Source organism: Amycolatopsis sp. NPDC006125 (assembly GCF_040614195.1).
Taxonomy (GTDB): domain Bacteria; phylum Actinomycetota; class Actinomycetes; order Mycobacteriales; family Pseudonocardiaceae; genus Amycolatopsis_E; species Amycolatopsis_E tucumanensis.
Genome location: NZ_JBEXTZ010000063.1, coordinates 28,204 through 51,373, shown reverse-complemented (window position 1 = coordinate 51,373; position 23,170 = coordinate 28,204). Strand labels below are relative to the sequence as shown.

At 72.0% G+C, this 23,170-nt stretch carries 23 protein-coding genes, 1 tRNA gene and 1 riboswitch; of the genes, 10 read left to right on the top strand and 14 right to left on the bottom strand.

What is annotated here, in order from left to right; genetic code table 11:
* Positions 1-186: hypothetical protein (locus tag ABZ193_RS28030; RefSeq protein ID WP_354712079.1), on the bottom strand; the 186-nt coding region annotated here is incomplete at its 3' end.
* Between the two features lie 44 nt (positions 187-230).
* Here ABZ193_RS28030 and ABZ193_RS28025 point away from each other — a divergent pair.
* From ABZ193_RS28025 to ABZ193_RS28010, 4 genes are all read left to right on the top strand, one after another.
* The gene (locus ABZ193_RS28025; RefSeq protein ID WP_237337338.1) at positions 231-1,196 is read left to right on the top strand and encodes a zinc-binding dehydrogenase; all 966 of its coding nucleotides are present in this window, start codon (positions 231-233) and stop codon (positions 1,194-1,196) included.
* A 104-nt stretch (positions 1,197-1,300) separates the two neighbouring features.
* Positions 1,301-2,272 carry an alpha/beta fold hydrolase gene (locus ABZ193_RS28020; RefSeq protein WP_354712077.1) on the top strand — a complete coding sequence of 324 codons (972 nt, stop codon included), beginning with the start codon at positions 1,301-1,303 and terminating at the stop codon, positions 2,270-2,272.
* 67 nt (positions 2,273-2,339) lie between these two features.
* Positions 2,340-2,813, top strand: coding sequence for a carboxymuconolactone decarboxylase family protein (locus ABZ193_RS28015; RefSeq protein ID WP_020416555.1), 474 nt, complete (start codon positions 2,340-2,342; stop codon positions 2,811-2,813).
* Between the two features lie 97 nt (positions 2,814-2,910).
* Positions 2,911-4,329, top strand: coding sequence for an amino acid permease (locus ABZ193_RS28010; RefSeq protein ID WP_020416554.1), 1,419 nt, complete (start codon positions 2,911-2,913; stop codon positions 4,327-4,329).
* Here the strand turns inward: ABZ193_RS28010 and ABZ193_RS28005 are convergent.
* From ABZ193_RS28005 to ABZ193_RS27980, 6 genes are all read right to left on the bottom strand, one after another.
* The gene (locus tag ABZ193_RS28005; RefSeq protein ID WP_237337340.1) at positions 4,314-4,862 is read right to left on the bottom strand and encodes a glycine-rich domain-containing protein; all 549 of its coding nucleotides are present in this window, start codon (positions 4,860-4,862) and stop codon (positions 4,314-4,316) included. The genes ABZ193_RS28010 and ABZ193_RS28005 overlap by 16 nt on opposite strands.
* A gap of 41 nt (positions 4,863-4,903) precedes the next feature.
* Positions 4,904-5,755: a helix-turn-helix transcriptional regulator gene (locus tag ABZ193_RS28000; RefSeq protein WP_354712075.1), complete on the bottom strand. Its 852-nt coding sequence runs from the start codon at positions 5,753-5,755 to the stop codon at positions 4,904-4,906.
* A 53-nt stretch (positions 5,756-5,808) separates the two neighbouring features.
* Positions 5,809-7,014 carry a glycosyltransferase gene (locus ABZ193_RS27995; protein ID WP_354712074.1) on the bottom strand — a complete coding sequence of 402 codons (1,206 nt, stop codon included), beginning with the start codon at positions 7,012-7,014 and terminating at the stop codon, positions 5,809-5,811.
* Positions 7,015-7,442: 428 nt separating this feature from the next.
* A tRNA-Val gene (locus ABZ193_RS27990) sits at positions 7,443-7,514 on the bottom strand.
* Positions 7,515-7,557: 43 nt separating this feature from the next.
* Positions 7,558-8,610 carry a nitronate monooxygenase gene (locus ABZ193_RS27985; protein WP_354712072.1) on the bottom strand — a complete coding sequence of 351 codons (1,053 nt, stop codon included), beginning with the start codon at positions 8,608-8,610 and terminating at the stop codon, positions 7,558-7,560.
* Positions 8,611-8,620: 10 nt separating this feature from the next.
* On the bottom strand, positions 8,621-9,394 hold the full coding sequence (locus ABZ193_RS27980) for a TetR/AcrR family transcriptional regulator (protein ID WP_020420819.1): 774 nt from the start codon (positions 9,392-9,394) through the stop codon (positions 8,621-8,623).
* Positions 9,395-9,458: 64 nt separating this feature from the next.
* Between ABZ193_RS27980 and ABZ193_RS27975 the strand changes: the two genes are divergently transcribed.
* From ABZ193_RS27975 to ABZ193_RS27965, 3 genes are read left to right on the top strand one after another with little or no spacing between them, the layout of a single operon-like run.
* Positions 9,459-10,382, top strand: coding sequence for an ATP-binding cassette domain-containing protein (locus tag ABZ193_RS27975; protein WP_354712071.1), 924 nt, complete (start codon positions 9,459-9,461; stop codon positions 10,380-10,382).
* Positions 10,379-11,149, top strand: a complete 771-nt coding sequence (locus ABZ193_RS27970; RefSeq protein WP_354712070.1) for an ABC transporter permease — start codon at positions 10,379-10,381, stop codon at positions 11,147-11,149. The genes ABZ193_RS27975 and ABZ193_RS27970 overlap by 4 nt, the downstream gene beginning before the upstream one ends.
* A gap of 9 nt (positions 11,150-11,158) precedes the next feature.
* Entirely contained in the window at positions 11,159-11,602 is a 444-nt protein-coding gene (locus ABZ193_RS27965) for a pyridoxamine 5'-phosphate oxidase (protein ID WP_020420816.1), read from the top strand.
* Positions 11,603-11,609: 7 nt separating this feature from the next.
* Here ABZ193_RS27965 and lepA read toward each other — a convergent pair whose 3' ends face one another.
* Positions 11,610-13,460 (bottom strand): translation elongation factor 4, encoded by a 1,851-nt coding sequence (gene lepA, locus ABZ193_RS27960; RefSeq protein ID WP_354712068.1) that lies wholly within the window; start codon positions 13,458-13,460, stop codon positions 11,610-11,612.
* Between the two features lie 102 nt (positions 13,461-13,562).
* On the opposite strand from lepA, the gene ABZ193_RS27955 reads away from it, so the two are divergent.
* Complete coding sequence (locus ABZ193_RS27955; RefSeq protein ID WP_237337346.1) at positions 13,563-14,162, top strand: methyltransferase domain-containing protein; 600 nt, start codon at positions 13,563-13,565, stop codon at positions 14,160-14,162.
* A 229-nt stretch (positions 14,163-14,391) separates the two neighbouring features.
* Here ABZ193_RS27955 and ABZ193_RS27950 read toward each other — a convergent pair whose 3' ends face one another.
* A complete protein-coding gene (locus tag ABZ193_RS27950) occupies positions 14,392-14,772 on the bottom strand; it encodes a VOC family protein (RefSeq protein WP_020420813.1) in 381 nt (126 codons plus the stop codon).
* A 22-nt stretch (positions 14,773-14,794) separates the two neighbouring features.
* A complete protein-coding gene (locus tag ABZ193_RS27945; RefSeq protein ID WP_354712067.1) occupies positions 14,795-15,658 on the bottom strand; it encodes an EamA family transporter in 864 nt (287 codons plus the stop codon).
* Positions 15,659-15,810: 152 nt separating this feature from the next.
* On the opposite strand from ABZ193_RS27945, the gene rpsT reads away from it, so the two are divergent.
* Entirely contained in the window at positions 15,811-16,071 is a 261-nt protein-coding gene (gene rpsT, locus ABZ193_RS27940) for a 30S ribosomal protein S20 (RefSeq protein WP_020420811.1), read from the top strand.
* 347 nt (positions 16,072-16,418) lie between these two features.
* On the opposite strand, the gene holA is transcribed toward rpsT, so the two are convergent.
* Positions 16,419-17,399 (bottom strand): DNA polymerase III subunit delta, encoded by a 981-nt coding sequence (gene holA / locus ABZ193_RS27935; protein ID WP_020420810.1) that lies wholly within the window; start codon positions 17,397-17,399, stop codon positions 16,419-16,421.
* A gap of 136 nt (positions 17,400-17,535) precedes the next feature.
* Positions 17,536-17,668: riboswitch (SAM riboswitch) on the top strand.
* A 13-nt stretch (positions 17,669-17,681) separates the two neighbouring features.
* Here holA and thrC point away from each other — a divergent pair.
* The gene (gene thrC, locus ABZ193_RS27930; RefSeq protein WP_020420809.1) at positions 17,682-18,947 is read left to right on the top strand and encodes a threonine synthase; all 1,266 of its coding nucleotides are present in this window, start codon (positions 17,682-17,684) and stop codon (positions 18,945-18,947) included.
* Positions 18,948-18,996: 49 nt separating this feature from the next.
* Here the strand turns inward: thrC and ABZ193_RS27925 are convergent, their stop codons facing one another.
* The 3 genes from ABZ193_RS27925 to ABZ193_RS27915 all read right to left on the bottom strand — a co-directional run bounded on the left by ABZ193_RS27925 (position 18,997) and on the right by ABZ193_RS27915 (position 23,162).
* Positions 18,997-21,348 (bottom strand): ComEC/Rec2 family competence protein, encoded by a 2,352-nt coding sequence (locus tag ABZ193_RS27925; RefSeq protein WP_354712066.1) that lies wholly within the window; start codon positions 21,346-21,348, stop codon positions 18,997-18,999.
* Positions 21,345-22,100 (bottom strand): ComEA family DNA-binding protein, encoded by a 756-nt coding sequence (locus ABZ193_RS27920; RefSeq protein ID WP_354712065.1) that lies wholly within the window; start codon positions 22,098-22,100, stop codon positions 21,345-21,347. The genes ABZ193_RS27925 and ABZ193_RS27920 overlap by 4 nt, the downstream gene beginning before the upstream one ends.
* A 198-nt stretch (positions 22,101-22,298) precedes the next feature.
* Positions 22,299-23,162, bottom strand: coding sequence for a DegV family protein (locus tag ABZ193_RS27915; RefSeq protein WP_020420806.1), 864 nt, complete (start codon positions 23,160-23,162; stop codon positions 22,299-22,301).
* Positions 23,163-23,170: the final 8 nt, after the last annotated feature.

The window sequence follows — 23,170 nt, the reverse complement described above, 5'->3', positions numbered from 1 at the left end:
AACGTCCTCGTCGCGGCCCGGCCGCAACCACGCGGCCACCCGGTCGACGATCCGGTCGATCAGCCACGCGGCGCCGACGCACAGCGGCGCCAGCACGGCGATGACCAGCAGGAACTGCAACGGGAACCACAGCTGCGCAAGCCACAGCTCGGCGTTGTCCCACCAGGTCGCCAGGCCGTCGAACACCTGACCAGGGTACGCCAGGGGGCCCGGCGAGGTACGTTGCAGGCATGTTCGCCGTCTACGCCAGTGAACCGAACCCCGAAAACCCGCTCGACGCCCTCACCGTCGGCGAGCGACCGGAGCCGGAGGTGCCGTCCGGCTGGGTGAAGGTCGCCGTGAAGGCCGCCAGCCTCAACATGCACGACATCTGGACCCTGCGCGGTGTCGGGATCAAGCCGGACCAGTTCCCGATGATCCTCGGCTGCGACGGGGCGGGCGTGCTGGAGGACGGGACGGAGGTCGTCCTGCACTCGGTGATCAACGCCCCCGGCTGGCAGGGTGACGACACCCTCGACCCGAAGCGCACCCTGCTCACCGAGAAGCACCAGGGCACCTTCGCCGACTACGTGGTCGTGCCCGCCCGCAACGCCGTGCCGAAGCCGGCCGGGCTGTCCTTCGCCGAGGCCGCCACGATGGGCACGGCGTGGCTGACCGCGTACCGGATGCTGTTCGTGAAGTCGGGCCTGCGCCCCGGGCAGACGATGCTCGTGCAGGGCGCCTCCGGTGGCGTCTCGACCGCGCTGATCCAGCTCGGCCGCGCCGCGGGCCTGCGGGTGTGGGTGACCGGCCGGTCCGAGGAGAAGCGGGCGCTGGCCGAGCAGCTGGGCGCGCACCAGACGTTCGAGTCCGGCGCGCGGCTGCCGGAGCGGGTGGACGGCGTGTTCGAGACCGTGGGCAAGGCGACCTGGGGCCACTCGCTCAAGTCGCTGAAGCCGGGCGGGATCGTCGTGGTGTCCGGTTCGACCAGTGGTCCGGACCCGAGCGCGGACCTGCAGCGGGTGTTCTTCCTGCAGCTGCGGGTGGTCGGATCCACGATGGGCACCCGGGACGAGCTGGAGGACATGCTCCGCTACCTGGACCTGACCGGCATCAAGCCGCAGATCGGCAAGGAGCTCCCGCTGTCGGAAGCCGCCGAGGGGTTCCGGCTGATGCAGGAGGGGGAGACCGCGGGCAAGGTCGTTTTCACCCGCTGATAACGCTCTGACCAGCGAAGACGCCTTGTTGACATGGCGCCGATACCGGTTTGTTATCCCCGTCTACTGAGCGGAACCCGAGATTTACTCGCTAATCTGGGTACATGACCGCAGTGCAGCGGGAGATCGAGGCGGCGCCGGGCTCACGGCTCGCCGGCCCGGAAGTCGTCCGGGCCGGCCACCGGAGCTTCGCCGGCGTGCGCACCAGGGTGCTCGAAGTCGGTCCCAAACCGAAGCGCGGCACCGGAAGACTCGTCCTCCTGCACGGCTACTGCGACAGCGCCGACACCTGGCGCCCGGCGCTGGCCGAACTCGCCGCCGCCGGGATCCCCGCGGTCGCGGTCGACCTGCCCGGTTTCGGTGAGGCCGATCCCCTGCGCCCCGGCGCGATGCTGGCGCAGCTCGACGCGTTCGTGGCCGAGGTGGTGCGGTTCTATTCGGACCGCGGCAAGGTCGTCCTCGGCGGCAACTCGCTCGGCGGCACCATGAGCCTGCGCGCGGCCTGCCACGAGGAGTTGCCGATCGCGGGTGTGGTGTCGATCGCCGCGCCCGGTTTCGTCGACTCCTGGCTGGTCCGGACCGTCGGGAAGTACCCGCTGCCGCTGCGGCTGGCCGCGTCGCTGCCGTTGCCGGTGCCCGGGTTCGTGGTGCGGACCATCGCGGAGTTCGTGGTGCCGCGGCTGCTCTACGCCGACCGCGCCGCCGCCGACGTCGCCCACGTGGCCCGGTTCACCGGGCTGTTCCCGGACTTCCGCTCGACCACCACTCGTCTGGACCAGGCGCGCCAGCTGGTCGCCGAGCTGGCCGAGGCGTACGAGGGACTGGACGGCATCGAGGTCCCGCTGCTGGTCGTCGCGTGCGGCAAGGACCGCCTGGTGACCGCCGCCGCCGGACGGCGCCTGCACGCGCTGGTGCCGCACAGCAGGCTGATGCTGCGCGAGGAGTGGGGCCACTGCCCGCAGCTGGACGACCCGGTCGCGATCGCCGACCTGCTGAGCTACTTCCGCGCCGGTGTGCTGCACAAGAAGCCGCGCCGCCGCTCGGCCGCGCTCACGCAGAAAGCCGCCGCGGGCTGAGGCTGTCACATTCCGGCGCGCTGTTCCGTCAAGGAGGCAGAAACCCCGAACGGAACAGGAGTTCACCGTGGACGCTCGTCTGAACATCTTCACCAGCCCCACCGCGGGCAAGTTCGTCAAGCACCTCTTCGGGGCAGGCAAGGTGCTCGCCGAGTCGACGTTGCCCGCCCGTACACAGGAACTGGTGAAGCTGCGGGCCAGTCAGATCAACGGCTGCGGGTACTGCACGGACATGCACTTCAAGGACGCCGTGGCGGCGGGCGAGGAGCCGACGCGGCTCAACCTGGTCGCGGCGTGGCGGGAAGCCACCGTGTTCACCGAGGCCGAGCGCGCCGCACTGGAGGTGACCGAGGAGGGCACCCGCCTCGCCGACGCCGCGGGCGGTGTCAGCGACGAGGTGTGGGCCAACGCGGCCAAGCACTACGACGAGGAGCAGCTCGCCGCGCTGGTCGCCGCGATCGCGCTGATCAACACGTGGAACCGCATCAACGTCATCATCCGGAACCCGGCCGGCGACTACCAGCCGGGCCAGTTCGGCTGACTCGCCGGAAAAGCCCCGGGACCTTCGTAGGTCCCGGGGCGCGCCCCTCCCTAGTAACGTGATCCGGTCACACCCGGACGAGTGATTGGGAGGATCGGTGGCCGTACGCGAGCTGTTCCGGCGCAAACCCGTCGAGCAGATCGAGGCCGTGGAAGGCGGCGGGCTCCAGCGGACCCTGGGCCTGTGGCAGCTGACCGCGATCGGCGTCGGCGGGATCATCGGCGCGGGCATCTTCTCGCTCGCGGGCGCGGTGGCGAACGAAACCGCCGGGCCTGCCGTGCTGATTTCGTTCCTGGTGGCCGGGATCGCGAGCGCGGCGGCGGCGTTCTCCTACGCCGAGTTCGCCGGGCTGATCCCGCGCGCCGGATCGGCCTACACCTACGGTTACGCGGTCCTCGGCGAGCTCGTCGGCTGGCTGATCGGCTGGGACCTGCTGCTGGAGTACACCGCGATCGTCGCGGTGGTCGCGATCGGCATCTCCGGCTACTTCAACGACCTGCTGGGTTTCCTGGACATCCACCTGCCACTGTGGATGTCCGGCGCGCCGGGCACCGAACCGGAGGGCGTCGCATCGGGTTCGTACAAGGTGAACCTGTTCGCGGCGCTGCTGTGCCTGCTGATCGCGTTCGTCCTGAACCAGGGCATGCGCTCGGCGGCGCGGTTCGAGACGCTGCTGGTGTACCTCAAGGTCGCGCTCGTGGTGCTGGTGATCGTGGTCGGCGCGTTCCACGTCAACACCGGCAACTGGTCGGACTTCTTCCCGTTCGGTGTCAGCGGCGCGTTCACCGGAGCGGCGACGGTGTTCTTCGCGGTGTTCGGCTACGACGCGATGTCCACCGCGGCCGAGGAGTCGCGCGACTCGCAGAAGCACATGCCCAAGGCGATCCTGTACTCGCTGGGGATCTCGATGGTGCTGTACGTGCTGGCGTGCCTGGTGCTGACCGGGATGGTGCCCTTCACCGACATCGACTCCGAAGCCGCGTTCTCCAGCGCCTTCGAATCGGTCGGGCTGCGCTGGCTCGGCGGCGTGATCGCGGTCGGCGCGATCCTCGGCATCCTCACGGTGCTGTTCACGTTCCTGCTGGGCGCGACCCGGGTCGGGTTCGCGATGAGCCGCGACGGGTTGCTGCCCAAGTGGTTCTCCGGCACGCACCCGGTGAAGAAGGTGCCGAGCCGGATGACGTGGATCCTCGGCGTGGCGGCGGCGGTGATCGCCGGGCTGCTGCCGATCGGCGAGGCCGCGGAGCTGACGAACATCGGGATCCTGCTGGCGTTCGTGGTGGTGTGCGTGGCGGTCGTGGTGCTGCGGTACCGCCGCCCGGACCTGCCGCGCACGTTCCGCTGCCCGGGAATGCCGGTGGTGCCTGCGATCGGGGTGGCGTTCTCGATCTGGCTGATCACGTTCCTGCAGCCGGAGACGTGGCTGCGGTTCGCGGTCTGGTTCGCCATCGGCCTGGTGGTGTACTTCGCCTACAGCAGGCGGCATTCGAAGCTGGCGGATCACCACCAGAAGTAGGCGTACCCGGGCGCGCCGGGCATCCCGGCCGCGCCGCCTGCGCCGATCCCGCCCGGCGGCGCGCTCGGGATCACACCCGCCTCGCCGGGCCGGTCGGCGGTGCCGTCACTGCCGGGCGCGGCGAGGCCGGGCGAGGTGCCGCAATCGGCGGCGCCGCCCCGGCCCGGCGCCTCGGCGGTCCCGGCCGCACCGCCGTGCGCCACGACGAGCGCCGGGCTTCCGGCGACGCCGACGCTGGAGTCGCTGCCCGGCTCCCCGGCCGGCCCGCCCACACCGACGGTGACGGTGTACTCGGCGGCCGGGGTGACCGCGACGGAGCACCACGCCGCTCCCCCGCCGCCGCCGGGGTTCGCCTCGCCACCCCCGCCGCCTGCGCCCCACACGGCGACGAACACCGAGGTGATCCCCTCGGGCGCGGTGAACGTGCCGCTGACGGTGAAGGCCTGCTCCCCGTGGGCGGGTTCGGCCCCGGCCGCCGGCGCGGCAGCCGTGATCAGGACAGCCGCCACGGCGGCGGCTTTTCCGAACGCCATGGACGAAAGGGTGCGCCGCCATCCGCGGCCGCGCACCTCTTTCAGCCGAAGGAGTGATCCGGCGCGGGTGCCGGCAGGGCGGCGGAGGCGAGGAGCGCGAGCTTGTCCGCGTCGTCGCTGCCCGCGTCGGCGTGGTACACGACCAGCATCATCCCGTCGGTGCTGCTGGTGGTGACCACGAGCTTTTCCCGGTGCAGCACCAGCCGCCCGACCTGGGGGTGGTCGAACCGCACCACCGCGCCCTGCCGCGGCTGCACGTCGTGGCGGGCCCAGAGGCGCCGGAACCGGGGGCTGGCGAGGGACAGCTCGCCGACGAGCTCGACGAAGCGGGGGTCGTCGATGTCGGTGCCGACCGACTGGCGGAAGCCCGCGATCAGCTCCTCGGTGGCGCTCTCCCAGTCGGGGAAGAGCGCCCGCTCGCCCGCGTCGAGGAACACGTCCCGCAGCCGGTTGCCGCCCGGCGCCAGACGTGGCGACAACGCTGTGGCCAGCGGGTTGGCGGCGAGGACGTCGAAGTAGCGCCCTTCCACGAACGCGGGCAGCGGGAGCGTCCCGAGGAGCTTGGCGGTGCCGGCGGGCACCGTCTCCCTGGCCGGCCGACGCCGGCGACGGGGCTTGTCGGTGGCGAGCCCGACCAGGTAGGCGGTCATCTCCTCGTCGAGCTGGAGCGCACGGGCGATCGACTCGAGCACCTGGACCGACGGCCTGCGGTCGCGGCCCTGTTCGAGGCGCAGGTAGTAGTCGGCGCTGATGCCGGCGAGCATCGCGACCTCTTCGCGGCGCAGACCGGGAACCCGCCGCACGCCGTGGACGGGGATCCCGGCCTGTTCGGGGGTGACGAGTTCGCGGCGGGCGCGCAGGAAGTCGCCCAGCAGGTTCGGTTCGTCGGCCACGTTTCCACGGTAATCCGCGGCGCGGCCGGCTCGCCTGGTCCTGACACCCCCAGTCAGGCGGCTTCCGACAGGAGCAGCTTCGCGGCCACCGCCGCGCCGTCGCCGCGGACCTGACCGGCCACCTCGGTCGCCCGGGCGCGCGTCGCGGGTGCCAGGGCGGCGGTGAGCGCGGCGGACAGAGAGTCGACGGTCGGGGACGGGCCCTCGTGGGTCGCTCCGATGCCCAGCTCCGTCACGCGCCCGGCCCAGTACGGCTGGTCCGCGATCCTCGGCACGATGACCTGCGGCGCACCCGCGCGGGCGGCGGTCGTGGTGGTGCCCGCGCCGCCGTGGTGCACGACGGCGGCCACCCTGCGGAACAGGGCCTGCTGGTTGACCTCGCCGACGACGAAGCAGTCGCCGGCGTCCGGGGTCAGCCCGGCCCAGCCGCGGGCGAGCAGGACGCGGCGGCCCTGCGCGCGGACCGCTTCGACGGCCACCCGCGCGGCCTCCCGGGCGACGTGCGGGGCCATGCTGCCGAACCCGACGTACACCGGTGGCGCACCGTCGTCCAGGAACGCCGCCAGGTCGTCCGGCAGCGGGCGTTCGTCGGGCAGGACCCACGCCCCGGTCTGCACGACGTCGAGTTCCGTGCGGCCCTCCGACGGGCACAGCACCGCGTCCGCGGCGAGCCACGGTCGTCCGGTGAGGACGTGGTCGCGGACGTTGGCGACCGGTGGCAGGCTGAGCGCCGCGCGGTGGCTGTTGAGCGCTTCGCCGTACAGGTCGTTCACCCGCTGGGCGTCCTGCTCCCACAGCACGCGGTTGTCGGTTTCGTCCCGCGGGGAGGGCGTGCCGGGCCGTCGTCCAGGCGGGAAGTGCCGTGACGGCAGCCCGAGGAGGTGGAAGCAGGCGAGCACGTAGTGGATGCCGAGTTTTTCGGCCACGTCCCGGGCGCCGACGGGCATCAGTCCAGTCGCCACGAGCGCGTCACAATCCTCGGCCGCGGCCGTCAGCGTTTCGAACCGCGCGGCGACCAGCTCGCGGGCGAGCCGGAACGCGTCCTCCACCGTCGGCGGCTTCGGCCTGGCGACGATGGAGTGGACCGCCGGGCCGAACGGCACCAGGGGCACACCGGCCCGGTCGAGCAGCTCCACGAACTCCTCGTCGGGCGGCACGCAGAGCCGCGCCTCCGCGCCGAGCTCCCGCAGCGCCACCGCAAGCGCCACCAGCGGTTCGACATCCCCGCGCGATCCCCACGACGTCAGCAGCACACGCACTTCGCGATCCCCCCGATTCCCCCGGCTCGTCCGGCCGGCGGTGGGCAATTCTGGAGCACCGACCGGGGCTTGCGGCAAGCCCCCTGGCCCGGGATAAGTTGGAGGTAGAGGGAGCGAGTCAGCGGTGTCCCTCTCGATCGGATCCAGTCCCGCTCACACCTGACCAGTTCGATATCTCCAGCGATGGCATCACGGCAGCGTGGTTCGCCGCGTCGACGGCCTGCCCGGCGTGCGCCGCCGCATCGTCCGCTGCCAGTGTTGACCGCGTCCATCGCGGCTTGCGCCGCCACCGCCGCCTCTCTTGCGCCGAGTCGATGCTGGCCGCGCCCGGCAACGACGCTGGGAGCAGGACGGCTGATGGAGCTGGGACGAAACCCCACCCCGCGAACACAAACGGCCCGCCGACGAATGTCGACGGGCCGTCCGGGTGGGCGATACTGGGATCGAACCAGTGACCTCTTCGGTGTGAACGAAGCGCTCTCCCCCTGAGCTAATCGCCCGGTGTGCCGAAATCCTAGCCCATCCCGCCTGGGCGCCGCGCACCTACCCCAGTCGCCGGGTCACCCGCTCCTGCGCCGCCTTCGCTTCGGCCTTCAGGCGCGCCACGATCTCCGCCGCGGGGCCCTCCGGCGCCACCGAGTACGTCTGCCCGCCCCACAGGTTCACGCCCTCCGGGTCGCCGGCGGCGTGCGCGGCCGCCCGCACCGGCTTGGTCAGGTGGTGCACCTGCGGGTACGCCGAGGGCGCGTACGGCGAGTGCTCGGTCAGGAACCGGTTCACCAGCCCGCGCGCCGGGCGGCCGCTGAATGCCCGCGTGATGGCCGTGACCCGCCCGCCCTCGGCCAGCGCCTTGCGGTGCGCGAGCTGCGTCCCGGCCTCGTCGGCGCGCAGGAACGCGGTGCCCAGTTGCGCCGCGTCCGCGCCGGCGGCCAGCACCGCGGCGACGTCCGCGCCGTGCACGATCCCGCCCGCCGCGATCAGCGGCAGGTCCACGGCGGACCCGATCAACCGCAGCAACGCCAGCAGCCCGTACACCTCGCCCCCGGCCGGGTGCTCCGGATCGTCGACGAACAAACCGCGGTGGGCGCCCGCCTCGAACCCCTGCACGCACAGGGCGTCCGCGCCGGCCTCGACCGCTCGCACGGCCTCCTCCGGGGTGGTGACGGTCACGATCACCTGCGAACCGGCCTCGTGCAGGCGCGCCACGTCCGTTGTGGACGGCAGCCCGAACGTGAACGACACGAACGGAATCCGCTGTGCCGCCACGAGCTCGACCTTCGCCGGGTAGTCGTCGTCCTCCCAGCGCGGGTCGCCCGGCTCGGCCTCGTAGTGCCGGGCCTCCTCCTCGAGCCGCCGCACGTAGGGCGACAGATCCACATCGGACTCCCGCCCCGGCACGAACAGGTTGACCCCGAACGGCCTGCTCGTCAGCTCCCGCGTCTTCGCGATTCGCTCGCCGAGCGCCTCCGCGCTCAGGTACCCGGCGGCGAGGAAACCGGATCCCCCGGCCTCGGCAACGGCGGCGACGAGTTCGGGGGTCGTGGGCCCGCCTGCCATCGGCGCCACGAGAACAGGGACACGCAGCTCTTCGAACATGCTCCCCACCCTAGGGTTTCCGGCGCCGCGCGTACGCCTCGAGACCGTCCAGCAGGCGCTGCACGCCGAACTCCAGGTCCGGCAGGATCCCGGCGTCCTCCGCGTCCGGGTCGAACGTGCCCTCGGCGATCGTGGCGGCCAGCATCGGGAACCGCTCCGGATCCAGGTACTTCCGCAGCCCGGCGGCGAAGTCCGCGTCCGCCTCCTGCCCGGTGATGCCCGCCTCGCGCTGCGCCTCCGCCATGTCCAGCGAGATCCGCGCGAGCTCACGCACCGCGCCGTCCAGGAAGGTCATCGCCCAGATCATCTCGGCGCCGGTCAGGCCAAGCCCGGAAATCGCCCGCATCCCGGCTTCCATCCAGGCGAGCTGCCGAGGCCCCGACGGCGGGCCGCTCAACCGGATCCGCAGCATCCACGGGTGCCGCAGGTGGAACTCCCACACCGCGCGCACCCACACCGCGACCTCGGCGCGCCAGTCCTCGCCCGCCGGCTTCGGCGGTTCCTCCTCCGCCGCGTAGTCGACCATCAGCTCGATCAGCTGGTCCTTGCCCGACACGTACCGGTACAGCGACATGGTCGTCTTGCCGACCGCCGCCGCGACCCGCTGCATGGACACCGCCTCGATGCCCTCGGCGTCGGCGAGTTCGATCGCCGCGCGGACGATCTTGTCCACGCTCAGCGCGGGCTTCGGCCCCCGGGTGGGCCGTTCGCCGCCGCCCCACAGGAGTTCGAGGGTTCGCGTGCGTTCCGCCGTCATCGCCGTCCTTTCGTCCTTGACGGCCATCCTAGAACTGTGTATCACTTACACAAAGCAGTCTACGCCATACACAGTTCCAGGGGAGAGAGTGATGATCGAGGTCAGCGGCCTGCGCAAGGCCTTCGGGGGCAGAGAGGTGCTCGGTGGTGTCGACCTCACCGTCGAGCGCGGCAGCGTCGTGTCCCTGCTCGGGCCCAACGGCGCGGGCAAGAGCACCACCGTCCGCATCCTGACGACCCTGCTCGCGCCGGACGCGGGTTCGGTGCGGGTCGGCGGGTTCGACGTGGTGCGGCAGGCGCGGGACGTGCGGCGGATCATCGGGGTGACCGGCCAGCAGACCGGGGTCGACCGCCTGCTGAGCGGCTACGAGAACCTGGTGATGATGGGCCGCCTGTTCCGGCTCGGCACCGCCGCGGCCCGCCGCCGGGCAAGCGAACTGCTGGAGAAGTTCGACCTGACCGAGGCCGCCGGACGGCCGGTGAAGACCTACTCCGGCGGCATGGAACGGCGCCTCGACCTGGCGATCAGCATGATCACCGCGCCGCCGGTGCTGTTCCTTGACGAGCCCACCACCGGGCTGGACCCGCGCAGCCGCGCCGGTGTCTGGGAGACCGTGCGCGACCTGCTGGCCGGTGGCGTGACGGTCCTGCTCACCACCCAGTACCTGGAGGAGGCCGACGAGCTGGCCGACCGGGTCGCGGTGATCGACGGCGGGCGGGTCGTGGCCGAGGGCACGCCGGCGTCGCTCAAGCAGCGCGTCGGCAGCGAGCGCCTCGACCTGACCTTCGCCACGGCGGAGACGTTCGAGGTGGCCCGGCTGGTGCTCGGCGAGACGCACGCCGGGGAGGGCCTGGTGCTGAACGTGCCCGTCGACGGCGCCCGTGACGTCCGCGAGGTCCTGGAGCGCCTCGACCAGGCCGGCGCGGAGGTCGCCGACCTCGCGCTGACCCGCCCGTCGCTCGACGACGTCTTCCTGTCCCTGACCGGCTCGACGACGATCGGAGCGGCCCGATGAGCACCCTGTACTGGAACGCCAACAACTCGGCCGTCCTCATCGGACGGTCGGTGCGGCACATCCTGCGCTCCCCCGACCAGGCGATGACGGCGATCTTCCTGCCCGTCGCGATCATGCTGATGTTCCGCTACGTGTTCGGCGGCGCGATCAACACGGGCGGCACGGCCTACATCGACTACGTGCTCGCCGGGATCATCGCCATCAGCGTCACGTTCAACTCGACCTCCACCACCGTCGGCGTCGCGGACGACCTCGAACGCGGTGTGGTGGAACGGTTCCGCTCGATGCCGATGTCGAGCGTCGCGGTGCTCACCGGGCACATCGCCGGGGCGATCGTCCGGAACGCGCTGTCGCTCGCGATCATGATCGGCGTCGGCCTGCTCATCGGCTTCTCCCCCACCGCGGGTGTCGGCGGGTGGCTGGCCGCGCTCGGCATCCTGCTGGTGTTCACGGTGGCGATCTCGTGGATCGCGGCGATCCTCGGGCTGGTCGCCGGCGGCACGGAGAGCGGCGCCGGGCTGGGCATGATCCTGGTGTTCGTGCCGTACCTGAGCAGCGCGTTCGTGCCCCCGAGCACGATGCCGGACGGGCTGCGCGCGTTCGTGGAGATCCAGCCCGTCACCCCGGTGGTCGACAGCGTGCGGGCGCTGCTGCTCGGCGGGCCGGTCGGGAACTCGGCCTGGCTCGCGCTGCTGTGGTGGGGCGGGATCACGCTGGTCGCGGTGCCGGTCGCGGGCGCGTTGTTCCGGCGGCGCTCCCGGCGCTAGCTTGGCCCCATGACGAACCTCGACGCCGTCCGCTCGCTCGCCGCCCAGGAAACCGGCCTGGCCACGGTGGCGGTCGCGCGGGCGGACGGCTCGGTGCACGCTTCGGTGGTCAACGCCGGGGTCCTCGACGACCCGGTGTCCGGCCGCCCGTCCGTCGCGTTCGTGGCGGTCGGCCACGCGAAGAAGCTGGACCTGCTGCGCGCGCGGGGCAACGCGACCGTGGTGTTCCGGCGCGGCTGGACGTGGGCGGCGGTGCAGGGACCGGTGCGGCTGATCGGCCCGGACCACCCGGACGAAGCCTTCGACCCGGCCGGCCTGCCCCGGCTGCTGCGCGACATCTTCACCGCGGCCGGCGGCACCCACGACGACTGGGACACCTACGACCGCGTGATGGCCGAGGAGCGCCGGTGCGCGGTGTTCGTCGAGGCGGCCCGGATCTCCGGCACCGCCTGAGCGGCCGCTACTTCTTCTTGCCCTTGTCGCCGGAGGGCTCGTCGGTGGACAGCGCCGCGACGAAGGCCTCCTGCGGAACCTCGACCCGGCCGATGTTCTTCATCCGCTTCTTGCCTTCCTTCTGCTTCTCCAGCAGCTTCCGCTTCCGCGAGATGTCACCGCCGTAGCACTTGGAAAGCACGTCCTTGCGGATGGCGCGGATCGTCTCGCGCGCGATGATCCGCGACCCGACCGCGGCCTGGATCGGCACCTCGAACTGCTGCCGCGGGATCAGCTCACGCAGGCGGCCCGCCATCTTGTTGCCGTAGCCGTAGGCGGCGTCCTTGTGCACGATCGCGGAGAACGCGTCGACCGGCTCGCCCTGCAGCAGGATGTCGACCTTCACCAGGTCGGCGACCTGCGTGCCGGCCTCCTCGTAGTCCAGCGAGGCGTAGCCGCGGGTGCGGGACTTCAGCGAGTCGAAGAAGTCGAAGATGATCTCGGCGAGCGGCAGGTTGTAGCGCAGCTCGACGCGGTCCTCCGACAGGTAGTCCATGCCGAGCAGGTTGCCGCGCTTGCTCTGGCACAGCTCCATGATCGCGCCGATGAACTCCGACGGGGCGATCACGGTGACCTTCGACAGCGGCTCGTGCACCTCGGCGATCTTCACGCCGGTCGGCCAGTCGGACGGGTTGGTGACGTGCACCTCGGTGCCGTCGTCCTGCACCACGCGGTACTCCACGTTCGGCGCGGTGGCGATCAGGTCCAGGCCGAACTCGCGCTCCAGGCGGTCGCGGGTGATCTCCAGGTGCAGCAGGCCGAGGAAGCCGCAGCGGAAGCCGAAGCCGAGCGCGACCGACGTCTCCGGCTCGTAGGTCAGCGCCGCGTCGTTGAGCTGCAGCTTCTCCAGCGCCTCCCGCAGCTCCGGGTAGTCCGAGCCGTCCACCGGGTAGAGGCCGGAGAACACCATCGGCTTGGGGTCGCGGTAGCCGGCCAGCGGCTCGGTGGCGCCCTTGCGCTCGGAGGTGACGGTGTCACCGACCCGGGACTGGCGGACGTCCTTCACGCCGGTGATCAGGTAACCCACCTCGCCGACGCCGAGACCGGCGCTGGGCTTGGGCTCCGGCGAGATGATGCCGACTTCCAGCAGCTCGTGCGTGGCGCCGGTGGACATCATCCGGATCCGCTCGCGCGGGGTGATCTTGCCGTCCACGACGCGGATGTAGGTGACCACGCCGCGGTAGGTGTCGTAGACCGAGTCGAAGATCATCGCGCGGGCCGGGGCGTCCGCGTCGCCCACCGGCGGCGGCACCTGGCGGACGACCTCGTTTAGGAGGTCGGGCACGCCCATGCCGGTCTTCGCCGAGACGCGCAGCACCTCGGACGGGTCGCAGCCGATGATGTGCGCCAGCTCGGCGGCGTACTTGTCGGGGTCGGCCGCGGGGAGGTCGATCTTGTTCAGGACCGGGATGATGTGCAGGTCCTTCTCCAGCGCCAGGTACAGGTTGGCCAGGGTCTGCGCCTCGATGCCCTGTGCCGCGTCGACCAGGAGGATCGCGCCCTCGCACGCCTCCAGCGCCCGGGAGACCTCGTAGGTGAAGTCCACGTGGCCCGGGGTGTCGATGAGGTGCAGGACGTGGTCGCGGCCGTCGACCTGCCACGGGAGGCGCACGTTCTGGGCCTTGATCGTGATGCCCCGCTCGCGCTCGATGTCCATCCGGTCGAGGTACTGCGCGCGCATGGCCCGCTCCTCGACCACGCCGGTGAGCTGCAGCATCCGGTCGGCCAGGGTGGACTTGCCGTGGTCGATGTGCGCGATGATGCAGAAGTTCCGGATCTGCTCCGGCGGCGTGAAGGTCTGGTCGGCGAACGTGCTCACTCGGATCCTCGGCTCGTCGTGGGGTACGACTCCATGTTCCCATGCCCGATTTCCGGGTCATCCCCGATGCCGGTGAGCGGTGGCGAGTGCTGACCTGGAGGTATGAGCACAACCATCGAGCAGATCCTGGACCGGGCCTTCGGTCACCCCCGCGGCCTGCTGGGCCGCATCGGCGGGGCCGTGATGGCCCACGCGAACGGCGCGACGGAATCGCACGTCGTGGACGTGGCGAGGCTCACCCGGGAGGAGACGGTCCTGGTGGTCGGCCCCGGTCCCGGGGTGGGCCTGCGCCTGGCCGGCCGGCGCGCGGCGCTGGCGCACGGGGTGGACCCGTCGCCGGAGATGCTGGAGCTGGCGCAGGCCCGCTGCGCGGCGGAGATCGCGGCAGGCCGGGTCCGGCTGGCCCGCGGTTCGGCCGAGCGGACGGGCCTGGACGAGGCCTCCGTGGACGTGGTGGTGAGCGTGAACAACGTCCAACTGTGGGACGACCGCCCCGCGGGCTTCCACGAGCTGCGGCGGGTGCTGCGCCCGGGCGGCCGGCTGATCCTCTCGGCGCACGAAAAGTGGCTCCCGGTGCCGCGGCACGAGCTGGCGGCCGAACTGGTCGAGGCGGGTTTCACGGACCTGCAGACATGGGTGTGGCAACCGCCGGGGGTCACCGCGCCGCTGGCCGCCCAGTTCCGCGCCCACCGCCCCGCCTGAGCCGCCCTGCTACCCCAGAATCAAAACCGCCCCCGCGAGATCCGCCGTCACCAGCGCCGCGCACGCCATCGGCGGCGCGAGTCCAACCCAGCCCCCGCGAAATCCACGGTCAGCGCCCCCAGGAATCAGCCCCCAGGCACCACCAGCGACGCGAGACGAACCCCGGCCCCGCGGGATCCGCCAACGCGCCGGAACAATCCCAGGCCCGCCGCCGGTCGCGCGTGGCCGCTCACTGCGGGCGGATGTCCGTCCGCAGTGGATGGTCCGGCGGGATCTCCACCAGCACGATCGACGTCCCGTCCGGGTCGGAGATGCGCGCCTCGTCCAGGCCCCACGGCTCGCGGCGGGCCTCGCGGTCCGGCACGACCCCGCGTTCGGCCAGCTCGTCCAGCGTGGCTTTGAGGTCGCGGACCTGGAACCACAGCTCCACGTCCGGGCTGGTGCCCTTCTCGCCGCGGCCGACGACCTCCAGGTAACCCTGGCCGGTGAAGAACACGGTCCCCCCGGGGAACGTGCGGTAGATGGCCAGGCCGAGCACGTCCCGGTAGAACGCCGTGGTCTTCTCGGGGTCGCGGGGGTGGATCAGCACCCGGCTGCTCAGGACGTCCATACCTCCTGCCTACCCCACCTGGTCAGGAAGCCGCAATCGCGGCAATTCCGGCCAGGACGACGACCGAGCCGACCAGGCGGCGCACCGGGTGCGGCTCGCGCAGCACGAGCCAGGCCGCGATCCCGCCCAGCACGATGCTCACCTCACGCGCGGGCGCGACCAGGCTGACCGGCGCCATGCGCATCGCGTAGAGCACGAGCACGTAGGCGACCGGCGACAGCACCCCGACGGCCACCGCCTCCCGCCAGTGCGCCCGCCACAGCGCGCCGATCCGCCCGTCCGCCCGCACGGCCGTGGGCGCGAGCAGCAGGCTCTGCAGCACCGCGCCGGCGGCGAAGTAGGTCAGCGGCGGGACGGCGAGGGCGTTGACGGCATGGTCGTCCCAGAGCGTGTAGGCCGCGATGGTGACGCCGGTGAGCAGCCCGTAGAAGACCCCGGCCCGGCGGGCGCGGGCGTCCGCCGCCGAGCGCGAGCCGAGCCCGATCACCAGCACCCCGGTCACGACGAGCAGGGCGCCGGCGAGCCCGAGCCACCCGGGCCGCTCGCCGAGCAGGACGACCGCCGCGAGCACCGACAGCAGTGGCCCGCTCCCCCGCGCCAGCGGGTAGACGACGGACAGGTCGCCGACGCGGTAGCCGCGCTGCAGCACGATGCCGTAGGCGATGTGGAACATCGCGGTCAGCAGCGCCGCGGGCAGCCAGGTCCACTGTGGATGCTGCCCCTCGATCACCAGCGCCACGACCGCGACCGGTGCGCAGACCACCGCCGAGACGGTGTAGTAGAGGAAGACGAACCGGGCCCCGTCGTCGACCCGCTTGGCGGCGAGGTTCCACCCGGCGTGCACGACGGCGGCGACGAGGACGAGCCCGAGCGCCGTGCCGTTCACCTGCAGCCTCCCCAGCCAGTGCGAGTGCCACCGTAGCGCCCTGCTAACCTTGTCGGTCGTTGCCGTGCGGCATTCCGCCAGGGAGGAAACCCGCACGCCGGGGCCGGTACAGCGCGGCAGCGAAGCCACCGACAGATCGAAGGAGCGCCTTCATGGCCAACATCAAGTCCCAGATCAAGCGCATCAAGACCAACGAGAAGGCGCGCCAGCGCAACCAGTCGGTCAAGTCCTCGGTGAAGACCGCGATCCGCAAGTTCCGCGAGGCCGCCGAGGCGGGCGACAAGGCCAAGGCCGTCGAGCTGCAGCAGGCTGCCGCTCGCGCCCTGGACAAGGCCGCCAGCAAGGGCGTCATCCACGCGAACCAGGCCGCCAACAAGAAGTCGGCGATGGCCAAGCGCGTCAACCAGCTCTGAGCTTGATCTTCCGAGGGGCGGGCATCCAGCAGGGTGCCCGCCCTTCTGCCGTCCAGGGGTGCCGGGTTCGCGAGTGACGGGACTTGAACCCGCAACTCCCTACACGCTCGGCTCCGGCGGCCGCACAGCCATTGGCGCAGCAGGCGCCAGCCCCTCACCCGGACCCGCCGGTCAGCGAACTCACGCTCGTTCCGAGCGATGATGAGCCCGCCCCACCCCACACCAAGCAACCGCAGTCCGACTCGCGCACCGAACTCAGCGCTCGTCCCGAACGCCGAAACCTTCCCCACCCCACCGCGCCCCGCTTCCAGGAGCCGAACGGCCGCGGCCCGACCGCGGCGCTGAACTCAGCGCTTGTCGCGGGCGGCGGCGAGTTCCAGGACGGCCCGTTCGAGCGCGTAGGCCGGGTCCGCGGCCTGACCCTTGACCTCGGCGTTCACCCGCGCCACCACGGCCATCGCGTCGGCCAGTCCGGCCTGCGTCCACCCGCGGGACTGCCCCTGCGCCTTGCGGATCTTCCACGGCGGCATGCCCAGCTCACCGGCCATCTGGTTCGGGTTGCCGCGGCCGGCCGCCGACACGCGGGCGATGGTGCGGACGGCGTCCGCGAGGGCGTCGGCGATCAGGACGTGCGCCACGCCGATCTGGAGCGCCCACCGCATCGCTTCGAGCGCCGCTCCGCGCTCGCCCGCGACGGCCTTTTCCGCGACCGCGAAGCCCGTCACGTCCGCGCGGCCCCGGTGGTAGCGGCGTACGGCTTCCTCGTCGACCCGGCCGCCCGAGTCCGCCACCAGCTGTGACGCCGCCGCGGCCAGCTCTCGCAGGTCGGATCCGACGGCATCGATCAACGCGGCCACCCCGGCCGGGTCGATCTTGCCGCCGGCCTGCCGCACCTCGTTGCGGACGAACGACTCCCGATCGGCCGGCCGGGTGATCTTCGGGCATTCGGTGACCTGGGCGCCGGCCTTGCGCAGCGCCGCGGGCAGCGACTTGGCCGCCTTGCTGCGGCCGCCGCCGGTGTGCACGACGACCAGGACGACACCGTCGGCAGGCATCTTCGCGTAGGCGAGCACCGCGTCGGCCAGCTCCTGGCCGATGTCCTGCGCGCCTTCCAGCACGATGACCCGTCCCTCGCTGAACAGCGACGGGCTGACCAGCTCGGCCAGGCCGGGCGGCGTGAGATCGGACACCCGGACCTTCGTCAGCTCGGCCGTCGCGTCCTCCCTGCGTGCCTGTTCCAGGGCGGCGCGGACGGCGCGCTCGACGAGCAGCTCCTCTTCGCCGAGCACGAGCTGCAGGGGGGCGGAGGTGGTTGCCGGCGCGGTCACGGTTCAGATCCTCCCACGGACCACCGACAGCTCCGGAGCGTGATGAAACCCGCAGGGGCATGGCGTGCTCCGAGCGTGGTGCCGTATGTTGTCAACCAGGCATCGCGCGAGCGCGACAGCCACCACAACCGAATACCGCTCATCCAGAGGGGCAGAGGGAACGGCCCGACGAAGCCCCGGCAACCGGCGTCAGCCTGTCATCTCGATTCCGCGAGGTAGCTGACGATCACGGTGCCAATTCCGGCCCGCGTCAGCGGGGCAGATGAGGAAAGGAACCTCGCGATGACTGCAGCCCTCGATTCGACCACCACCCGTCGCACCGTCGACCTCGGTCCGGCCGTGGAACTGGTCTCCAAGGAAGAGGGCCACCGCCAGCCGCTCGCCCCGGAGTTCGTCTCCGCCGAGGACTTTTCGCCGCTGGAGGTCGCCTACGACTTCGGTCGTGTCCGCCGCGAGGACATCGAGGCGGGGCCGCGCAACATCTGGCGCTACAAGCGGCTGCTGCCGGTGCCCTCGAACGTCGAGGAGATCCCGAACACCGAGCCCGGCTGTACCAGGCTGGTGAAGGCCGACCGGCTCGCCAAGGCTCTCGGTGTGAAGAGCCTGTGGGTCAAGGACGACACCGGCAACCCCACCCACTCGTTCAAGGACCGCGTCGTCGCCGTCGCGCTGGCCGCGGCTCGCGAGTTCGGGTTCGACACCCTGGCCTGCCCCTCCACCGGCAACCTGGCTAACGCCGTCGCCGCGGCCGCGGCCCGCGCCGGCTGGCAGTCCGTGGTGCTGATCCCCTCCTCGCTCGAGCGCGCCAAGGTGCTGACCACCGCGGTCTACGACGGCAACCTGATCGCTGTCGACGGCAACTACGACGACGTCAACCGCCTCGCCACCGAGCTGGCCGCCGAGCACGAGAACTGGGCGTTCGTGAACGTCAACGTCCGCCCCTACTACTCCGAGGGCTCGAAGACGCTCGCCTACGAGGTCGCCGAGCAGCTCGGCTGGCGGATCCCCGAGCAGATCGTCGTGCCGATCGCCTCGGGCTCCCAGCTGACCAAGGTGGACAAGGGCTTCCGCGAGTTCGCCAAGCTCGGCCTGGTCGACGACACCCCGTACAAGGTGTTCGGCGCGCAGGCCGCCGGCTGCTCGCCGGTGTCCGCGGCGTTCCGCAACGGCCACGACGTGGTGCAGCCGGTCAAGCCGGACACCATCGCCCGCTCGCTCGCAATCGGCAACCCGGCCGACGGCCCCTACGTGCTCGACACGGTTCGCCGCACGGGCGGCGCGATCGAGGACGTGACCGACGAAGAGGTCGTCGAGGGCATCCGCCTGCTCGCCCGCACCGAGGGGATCTTCACCGAGACCGCCGGTGGTGTCACCGTCGCGACGGCGAAGAAGCTCATCGAGGCGGGCAAGATCGACCCGGACGCCGAGACCGTCCTGCTCATCACCGGTGACGGCCTGAAAACCCTGGACGCCATCGAGAACGAGGTCGGCCCGAAGGCGACGGTCCCGCCGTCGGCGGCGGCCGTGCACAAGGCCCTGGGCCTCTGACGGGTCCCGGGTCTCTGCCAGGCCCGGCGCCTCTGATCAAGGTTCCACCTCACTTTCCCCGGCGAACGACCGCCGGTCCGGTCTGGTCGGGGATCACCGCGGTGTCGCCGTCGGTGTCCGTGCGGGCGATGAGCGCACCGTCCGCGGTCAGGGTGTCGAGCGTCGTCCGGTTCGGGTGGCCGTAACGGTTGCCCGAACCGACGCTCACCAGCGCCAGCCGCGCGGACACCGCGGCCAGGAACTGGGGCAGCGAGAACCTGCTGCCGTGGTGCGGCACCTTCAGGATCTCGGCGTGCAGATCCGTTCCGGCGGCCAGCAGGTCGGCTTGTGCGGCGAGTTCGACGTCGCCGGTCAGCAGCACGCTGCCGGCCGGTGTGCGGGCTCGTAGCACCACCGAGCTGTTGTTGATCTGTGTGCCGTCGTCGTCCTCCCCTTCGGACACGTATCTGGGTCCCAGCACTTCGAGGCTCAGCGCCGGCCACTCGAGCCGCCGGCCGAGGTCCAGTTCGAGCAGCGGGACCCGGTGGCGGGCCGCGATCTGACCGGCCTGCCGCCACGCCCAGCCGGGCTGCCGCCCGGGCCCGACCGCGATCGCGCCCACCGAGCGTCCCTCGAACACCGAGTCGAGTCTGCCGACGTGGTCGGCGTGCAGGTGGCTCAGCACCACCAGCGGCACCCGCTCGATGCCCAGCCGGTCCAGACACCGGTCGGCCGGCCCCGGCTCGGGCCCGGCGTCCACCACCACCGCCCGTCCGGGCTCACCGGTGGCCAGCACGAGGCTGTCGCCCTGACCGACGTCACAGGCGACCACCGCCCATCCCGGTGGCGGCCAGCCGGGTGCGATCACCTTGCCCGGGACGACGAGCAGCAGCACCCCGGCCAGCACGAGCGCCAGCAGCACCCGCAAGCGCCGACGGCGCAGTGCCAGAACCACGGCGATGGCGACCACCAGCGCGAGAAACCCGCCCCACCAGCCGCTGGGCCACGCCAGCACCGCACCGGGCACCTCCGACGCCCGCCGCGCCACGAGAATCAACCAGCCCGCCTCAGGCCCGGCCAGCCGGACGACCAACTCACCTCCGGCAGGCCACGCGGTCGCGACGACCGTCGCGAGCACCCCGAACACGGTCGCCGGCGCGACCACGGGCGCGGCCAGCACGTTCGCCGCCACGCTGACCAGGCTGAGCTGCCCGGCCATGCCGGCCACGACAGGCGCTGTCACGACGAACGCCGCCGCCGGAACCGCCAGCCCTTCGGCGAAGCCCGGCGGAACGCCGCGCCGCTGAAGGCTCTCCGCCCACCGCGGCGCCAGGAGCACCAGCCCGGCCGTCGCGATCACCGACAGCGCGAAGCCGAAGCTGACGGCCATCGCCGGGTCCCACGCCACGAGGACGCAGGTCGCGGCTGCCAGTGCGGGGACGACTGAGCGTTCCCGCCCCAGCGCCAACGCCAGCAGGGCAATCGCGCCCATGACTCCCGCCCGCAGGACGCTCGGCTCCCCGCCCGCCAGGACCACGAACCCGGCCAGTGCCGCCCCGGACAGCGCCGCGGACAACCGTGGTCCTGACCGCAACAGCCGTAACAGCAGCAGCACAGCGCCGCACACGATCGCGACGTTGGACCCGCTGACCGCCATCAGGTGCGTGAGGCCAGCGTCGGTGAACTCGCGGTCGAGCCGTTCGGACAGCCCGCTCGTGTCGCCCACGACGAGCCCCGGCACCAGCCCGGCCTGCTCCTCGGGCAGGACCGCGCACGCGTTGCGGAGCGCCTCACGCATCGATTCCGCGGCGCGCTGCCACCAGGGCGCCTCCGTAGCTTCCACGGGCGGCCCGCGAACGTGAACCGCGGCCACGGTCAGGTCAGCGTCCCGCGGCGGGGCCAGCTCGCCGCTCGCGGTGACCTCCTGACCCGGAATGATCTCGCTCCACGTCGCGAACGGCGCGAGCAGCGCGACCCGTCCGGTCGAGACCACCGGCTCAGCGTGACGTTCCGCGTGCAGGACGTCGGCCACGATCACCACTGACCTCGGCCCGGCCTGCTGATCTGCATACCCGGCCGACCGCACGGGTTTCGGACGTTCCGTCACCAGCACCCGCAGGGTCACCTCCGTGCCCCGCTGCGCGAGGCCGTGAAGCGGGTCGCGCTCCGCCCGGTTCAACCGGAGGCCGAGCGGACCGGCGAGCAGGAGACCGGCCACGAGCAGCGCCGCCGCGCCCGCCCACCAGCGCGACCGGGCCGGGCGCAGCTTGATCAGCAGCCCCAGGGACACCAGCACCGCCGCGGCGCCGCACGCCAGAGCCAGCCACCACGTCCACAACAGTCCGAGCAGCGCTCCGAGCCACAGCGACAACGCGGCCGGCACCAGGCGAAAGTCGTGCCGGACAACGGGTTCCGTGATCACGAGACCGTCACCTGCTCTCGCAGCCGGGACAGTCGTGTCTCGCCGATGCCCTCGACCTCACGCAGCTGGTCGATCGACCTGAACGACCCGTGTTTCGTGCGCCAGTCGATGATGCGCTGGGCGGTGACCTCGCCGATCCCCGGCAGGGCGTCGAGTTGCTCGGCGCTGGCCGTGTTCAGGTCGACGAGCGCGGGGGCGCCGCCGCTCTCGGCCGGCTGCTGCACGCCGGCAGGCGGCGGGATGCCGACGTAGATCTGCTCGCCGTCGGACAACTTGCGCGCGAGGTTCAGCGCCGTGACGTCGGTACCCTCGATCGCGCCGCCTGCCGCGCGGAGGGCGTCCGCCACCCGCGCACCGCCGGGGACCGTGACGAGCCCGGGGTTCCGGACCTTGCCGACCACGCTGATCACCAGCGAACTGTCGGCGACCCGGCTGGCCGATGCGCTGACCGGCGCGGGCCGGTCCGGCGCCGCGGGCAGCACCGGCGCGCGTTCGACGGGCGGACTACCACCGAGGAGCGCGATCGACGTTCCGACGAGCACCAGGACGCCGACCAGGGCCAGCAGCACCGTGGTCAGGCGCCGCCGCTGAGGGCTGCCGGTGAGCGACTCGGGCACCCAGCGCTCGACCAGCCGCCCGACGGCACCCGGCGGCCCGGTGTCGCGGTCGGCCGCGAGGGCCTGACCGGCGAGCTGCTCGAGCCGGCGGTTGACGGGAATGCCCGGCGATTCCGGGGCTGATCGTTCGAACACGCATTCGACGCTAGGGGGCGCGGAGAGGATGGAGAAGTGGGAATCGGGAAGGCTGTGGACAAGTGGGGGTCTGTGGACAAGTGGCGCGTTCTGCCGCCGAGCCAGGGTTTTCTGTCGGTGGCGTATGGCAACGTGGAAGGGTTTGGACGCCAGACCCAAAGCGCTTGCGCGAAAAGGGTTCCTGAGTCCCCGGGAAGCTCAGCGGCTTCCAGGACCGCCTGGATTCCGTTGCACGACAACGCCGACGACGCCCGGCCCGGTGTGCGCGCCGATCACCGCACCCAGTTCCGACACCACGCAACCCTCGACGACGGTCAACCGCTCCTCGATGCGGTTCGCCAGTTCCACCGCCCGCTGCGGCGAAGCGAGGTGGTGCACGGCGACCTCGACCGGCTCCCCCCGCGCGGCCTCCTCCGCGAGCTCGACCAGGCGCGCGGTGGCGCGGTTCATCGTGCGCACCTTCTCCAGCGGCTGGATCCGGCCGTCGTCCAGGTGCAGCACCGGTTTCATGGCCAGCGCGGTGCCCAGCAGCGCCGCCGCCGCGCCGATGCGGCCGCCCCGCCGCAGGTACTCCAAGGTCTCGACCACGAACAGGGTCTCCGAGCAGTGCACCGCCGCCGTCGCGGCCGCTTCCACCTCGGCCGCCGACGCGCCGGCCGACGCCGCGCGAGCCGCGTGCAGCGCCGCGAACCCCAGCGCCATGGCGGTTCCCCGCGAGTCGACGACCCGCACCAGGTCCGGCCCGACCTCCTGCGCGGCCAGCACCGCGGACTCCCAGGTCCCGGAGATCTCGCTGGACAGGTGGATCGACACGACCGAGTCCGCGCCCGCCTCCAGCGCTTCGCGGAAGGCCGCGGCGAACTCACCGGGCGTCGGGCGCGAGGTGGTCACGATCCGGCGCTGGCCCAGCGCCTCGGCGAGCGCCGCCGCCCCCACCTCGACACCGTCGAGCGCGGCGACCCCGTCGATCAGGACGTGCAGCGGGACGACGCGCAGGGCGTGGCGCTCGGCGAAGCCCTCGGGCAGATGGGCGGTGGAATCCGTGATGACGGCAACCGGCACGACGGTCA

Bases quoted from the DNA above. Each gene is read 5' to 3' on its own strand.
- ABZ193_RS28025 (WP_237337338.1), top strand. From the start codon at position 231: ATGTTCGCCGTCTACGCCAGTGAACCGAACCCCGAAAACCCGCTCGAC.
- ABZ193_RS27965 (WP_020420816.1), top strand. From the start codon at position 11,159: ATGACGAACCTCGACGCCGTCCGCTCGCTCGCCGCCCAGGAAACCGGC.
- ABZ193_RS27975 (WP_354712071.1), top strand. From the start codon at position 9,459: ATGATCGAGGTCAGCGGCCTGCGCAAGGCCTTCGGGGGCAGAGAGGTG.
- ABZ193_RS28020 (WP_354712077.1), top strand. From the start codon at position 1,301: ATGACCGCAGTGCAGCGGGAGATCGAGGCGGCGCCGGGCTCACGGCTC.
- ABZ193_RS28005 (WP_237337340.1), bottom strand. From the start codon at position 4,862: ATGGCGTTCGGAAAAGCCGCCGCCGTGGCGGCTGTCCTGATCACGGCT.
- ABZ193_RS27950 (WP_020420813.1), bottom strand. From the start codon at position 14,772: ATGGACGTCCTGAGCAGCCGGGTGCTGATCCACCCCCGCGACCCCGAG.
- thrC (WP_020420809.1), top strand. From the start codon at position 17,682: ATGACTGCAGCCCTCGATTCGACCACCACCCGTCGCACCGTCGACCTC.
- ABZ193_RS27980 (WP_020420819.1), bottom strand. From the start codon at position 9,394: ATGGCCGTCAAGGACGAAAGGACGGCGATGACGGCGGAACGCACGCGA.
- ABZ193_RS27970 (WP_354712070.1), top strand. From the start codon at position 10,379: ATGAGCACCCTGTACTGGAACGCCAACAACTCGGCCGTCCTCATCGGA.
- rpsT (WP_020420811.1), top strand. From the start codon at position 15,811: ATGGCCAACATCAAGTCCCAGATCAAGCGCATCAAGACCAACGAGAAG.
- ABZ193_RS27955 (WP_237337346.1), top strand. From the start codon at position 13,563: ATGAGCACAACCATCGAGCAGATCCTGGACCGGGCCTTCGGTCACCCC.
- ABZ193_RS27985 (WP_354712072.1), bottom strand. From the start codon at position 8,610: ATGTTCGAAGAGCTGCGTGTCCCTGTTCTCGTGGCGCCGATGGCAGGC.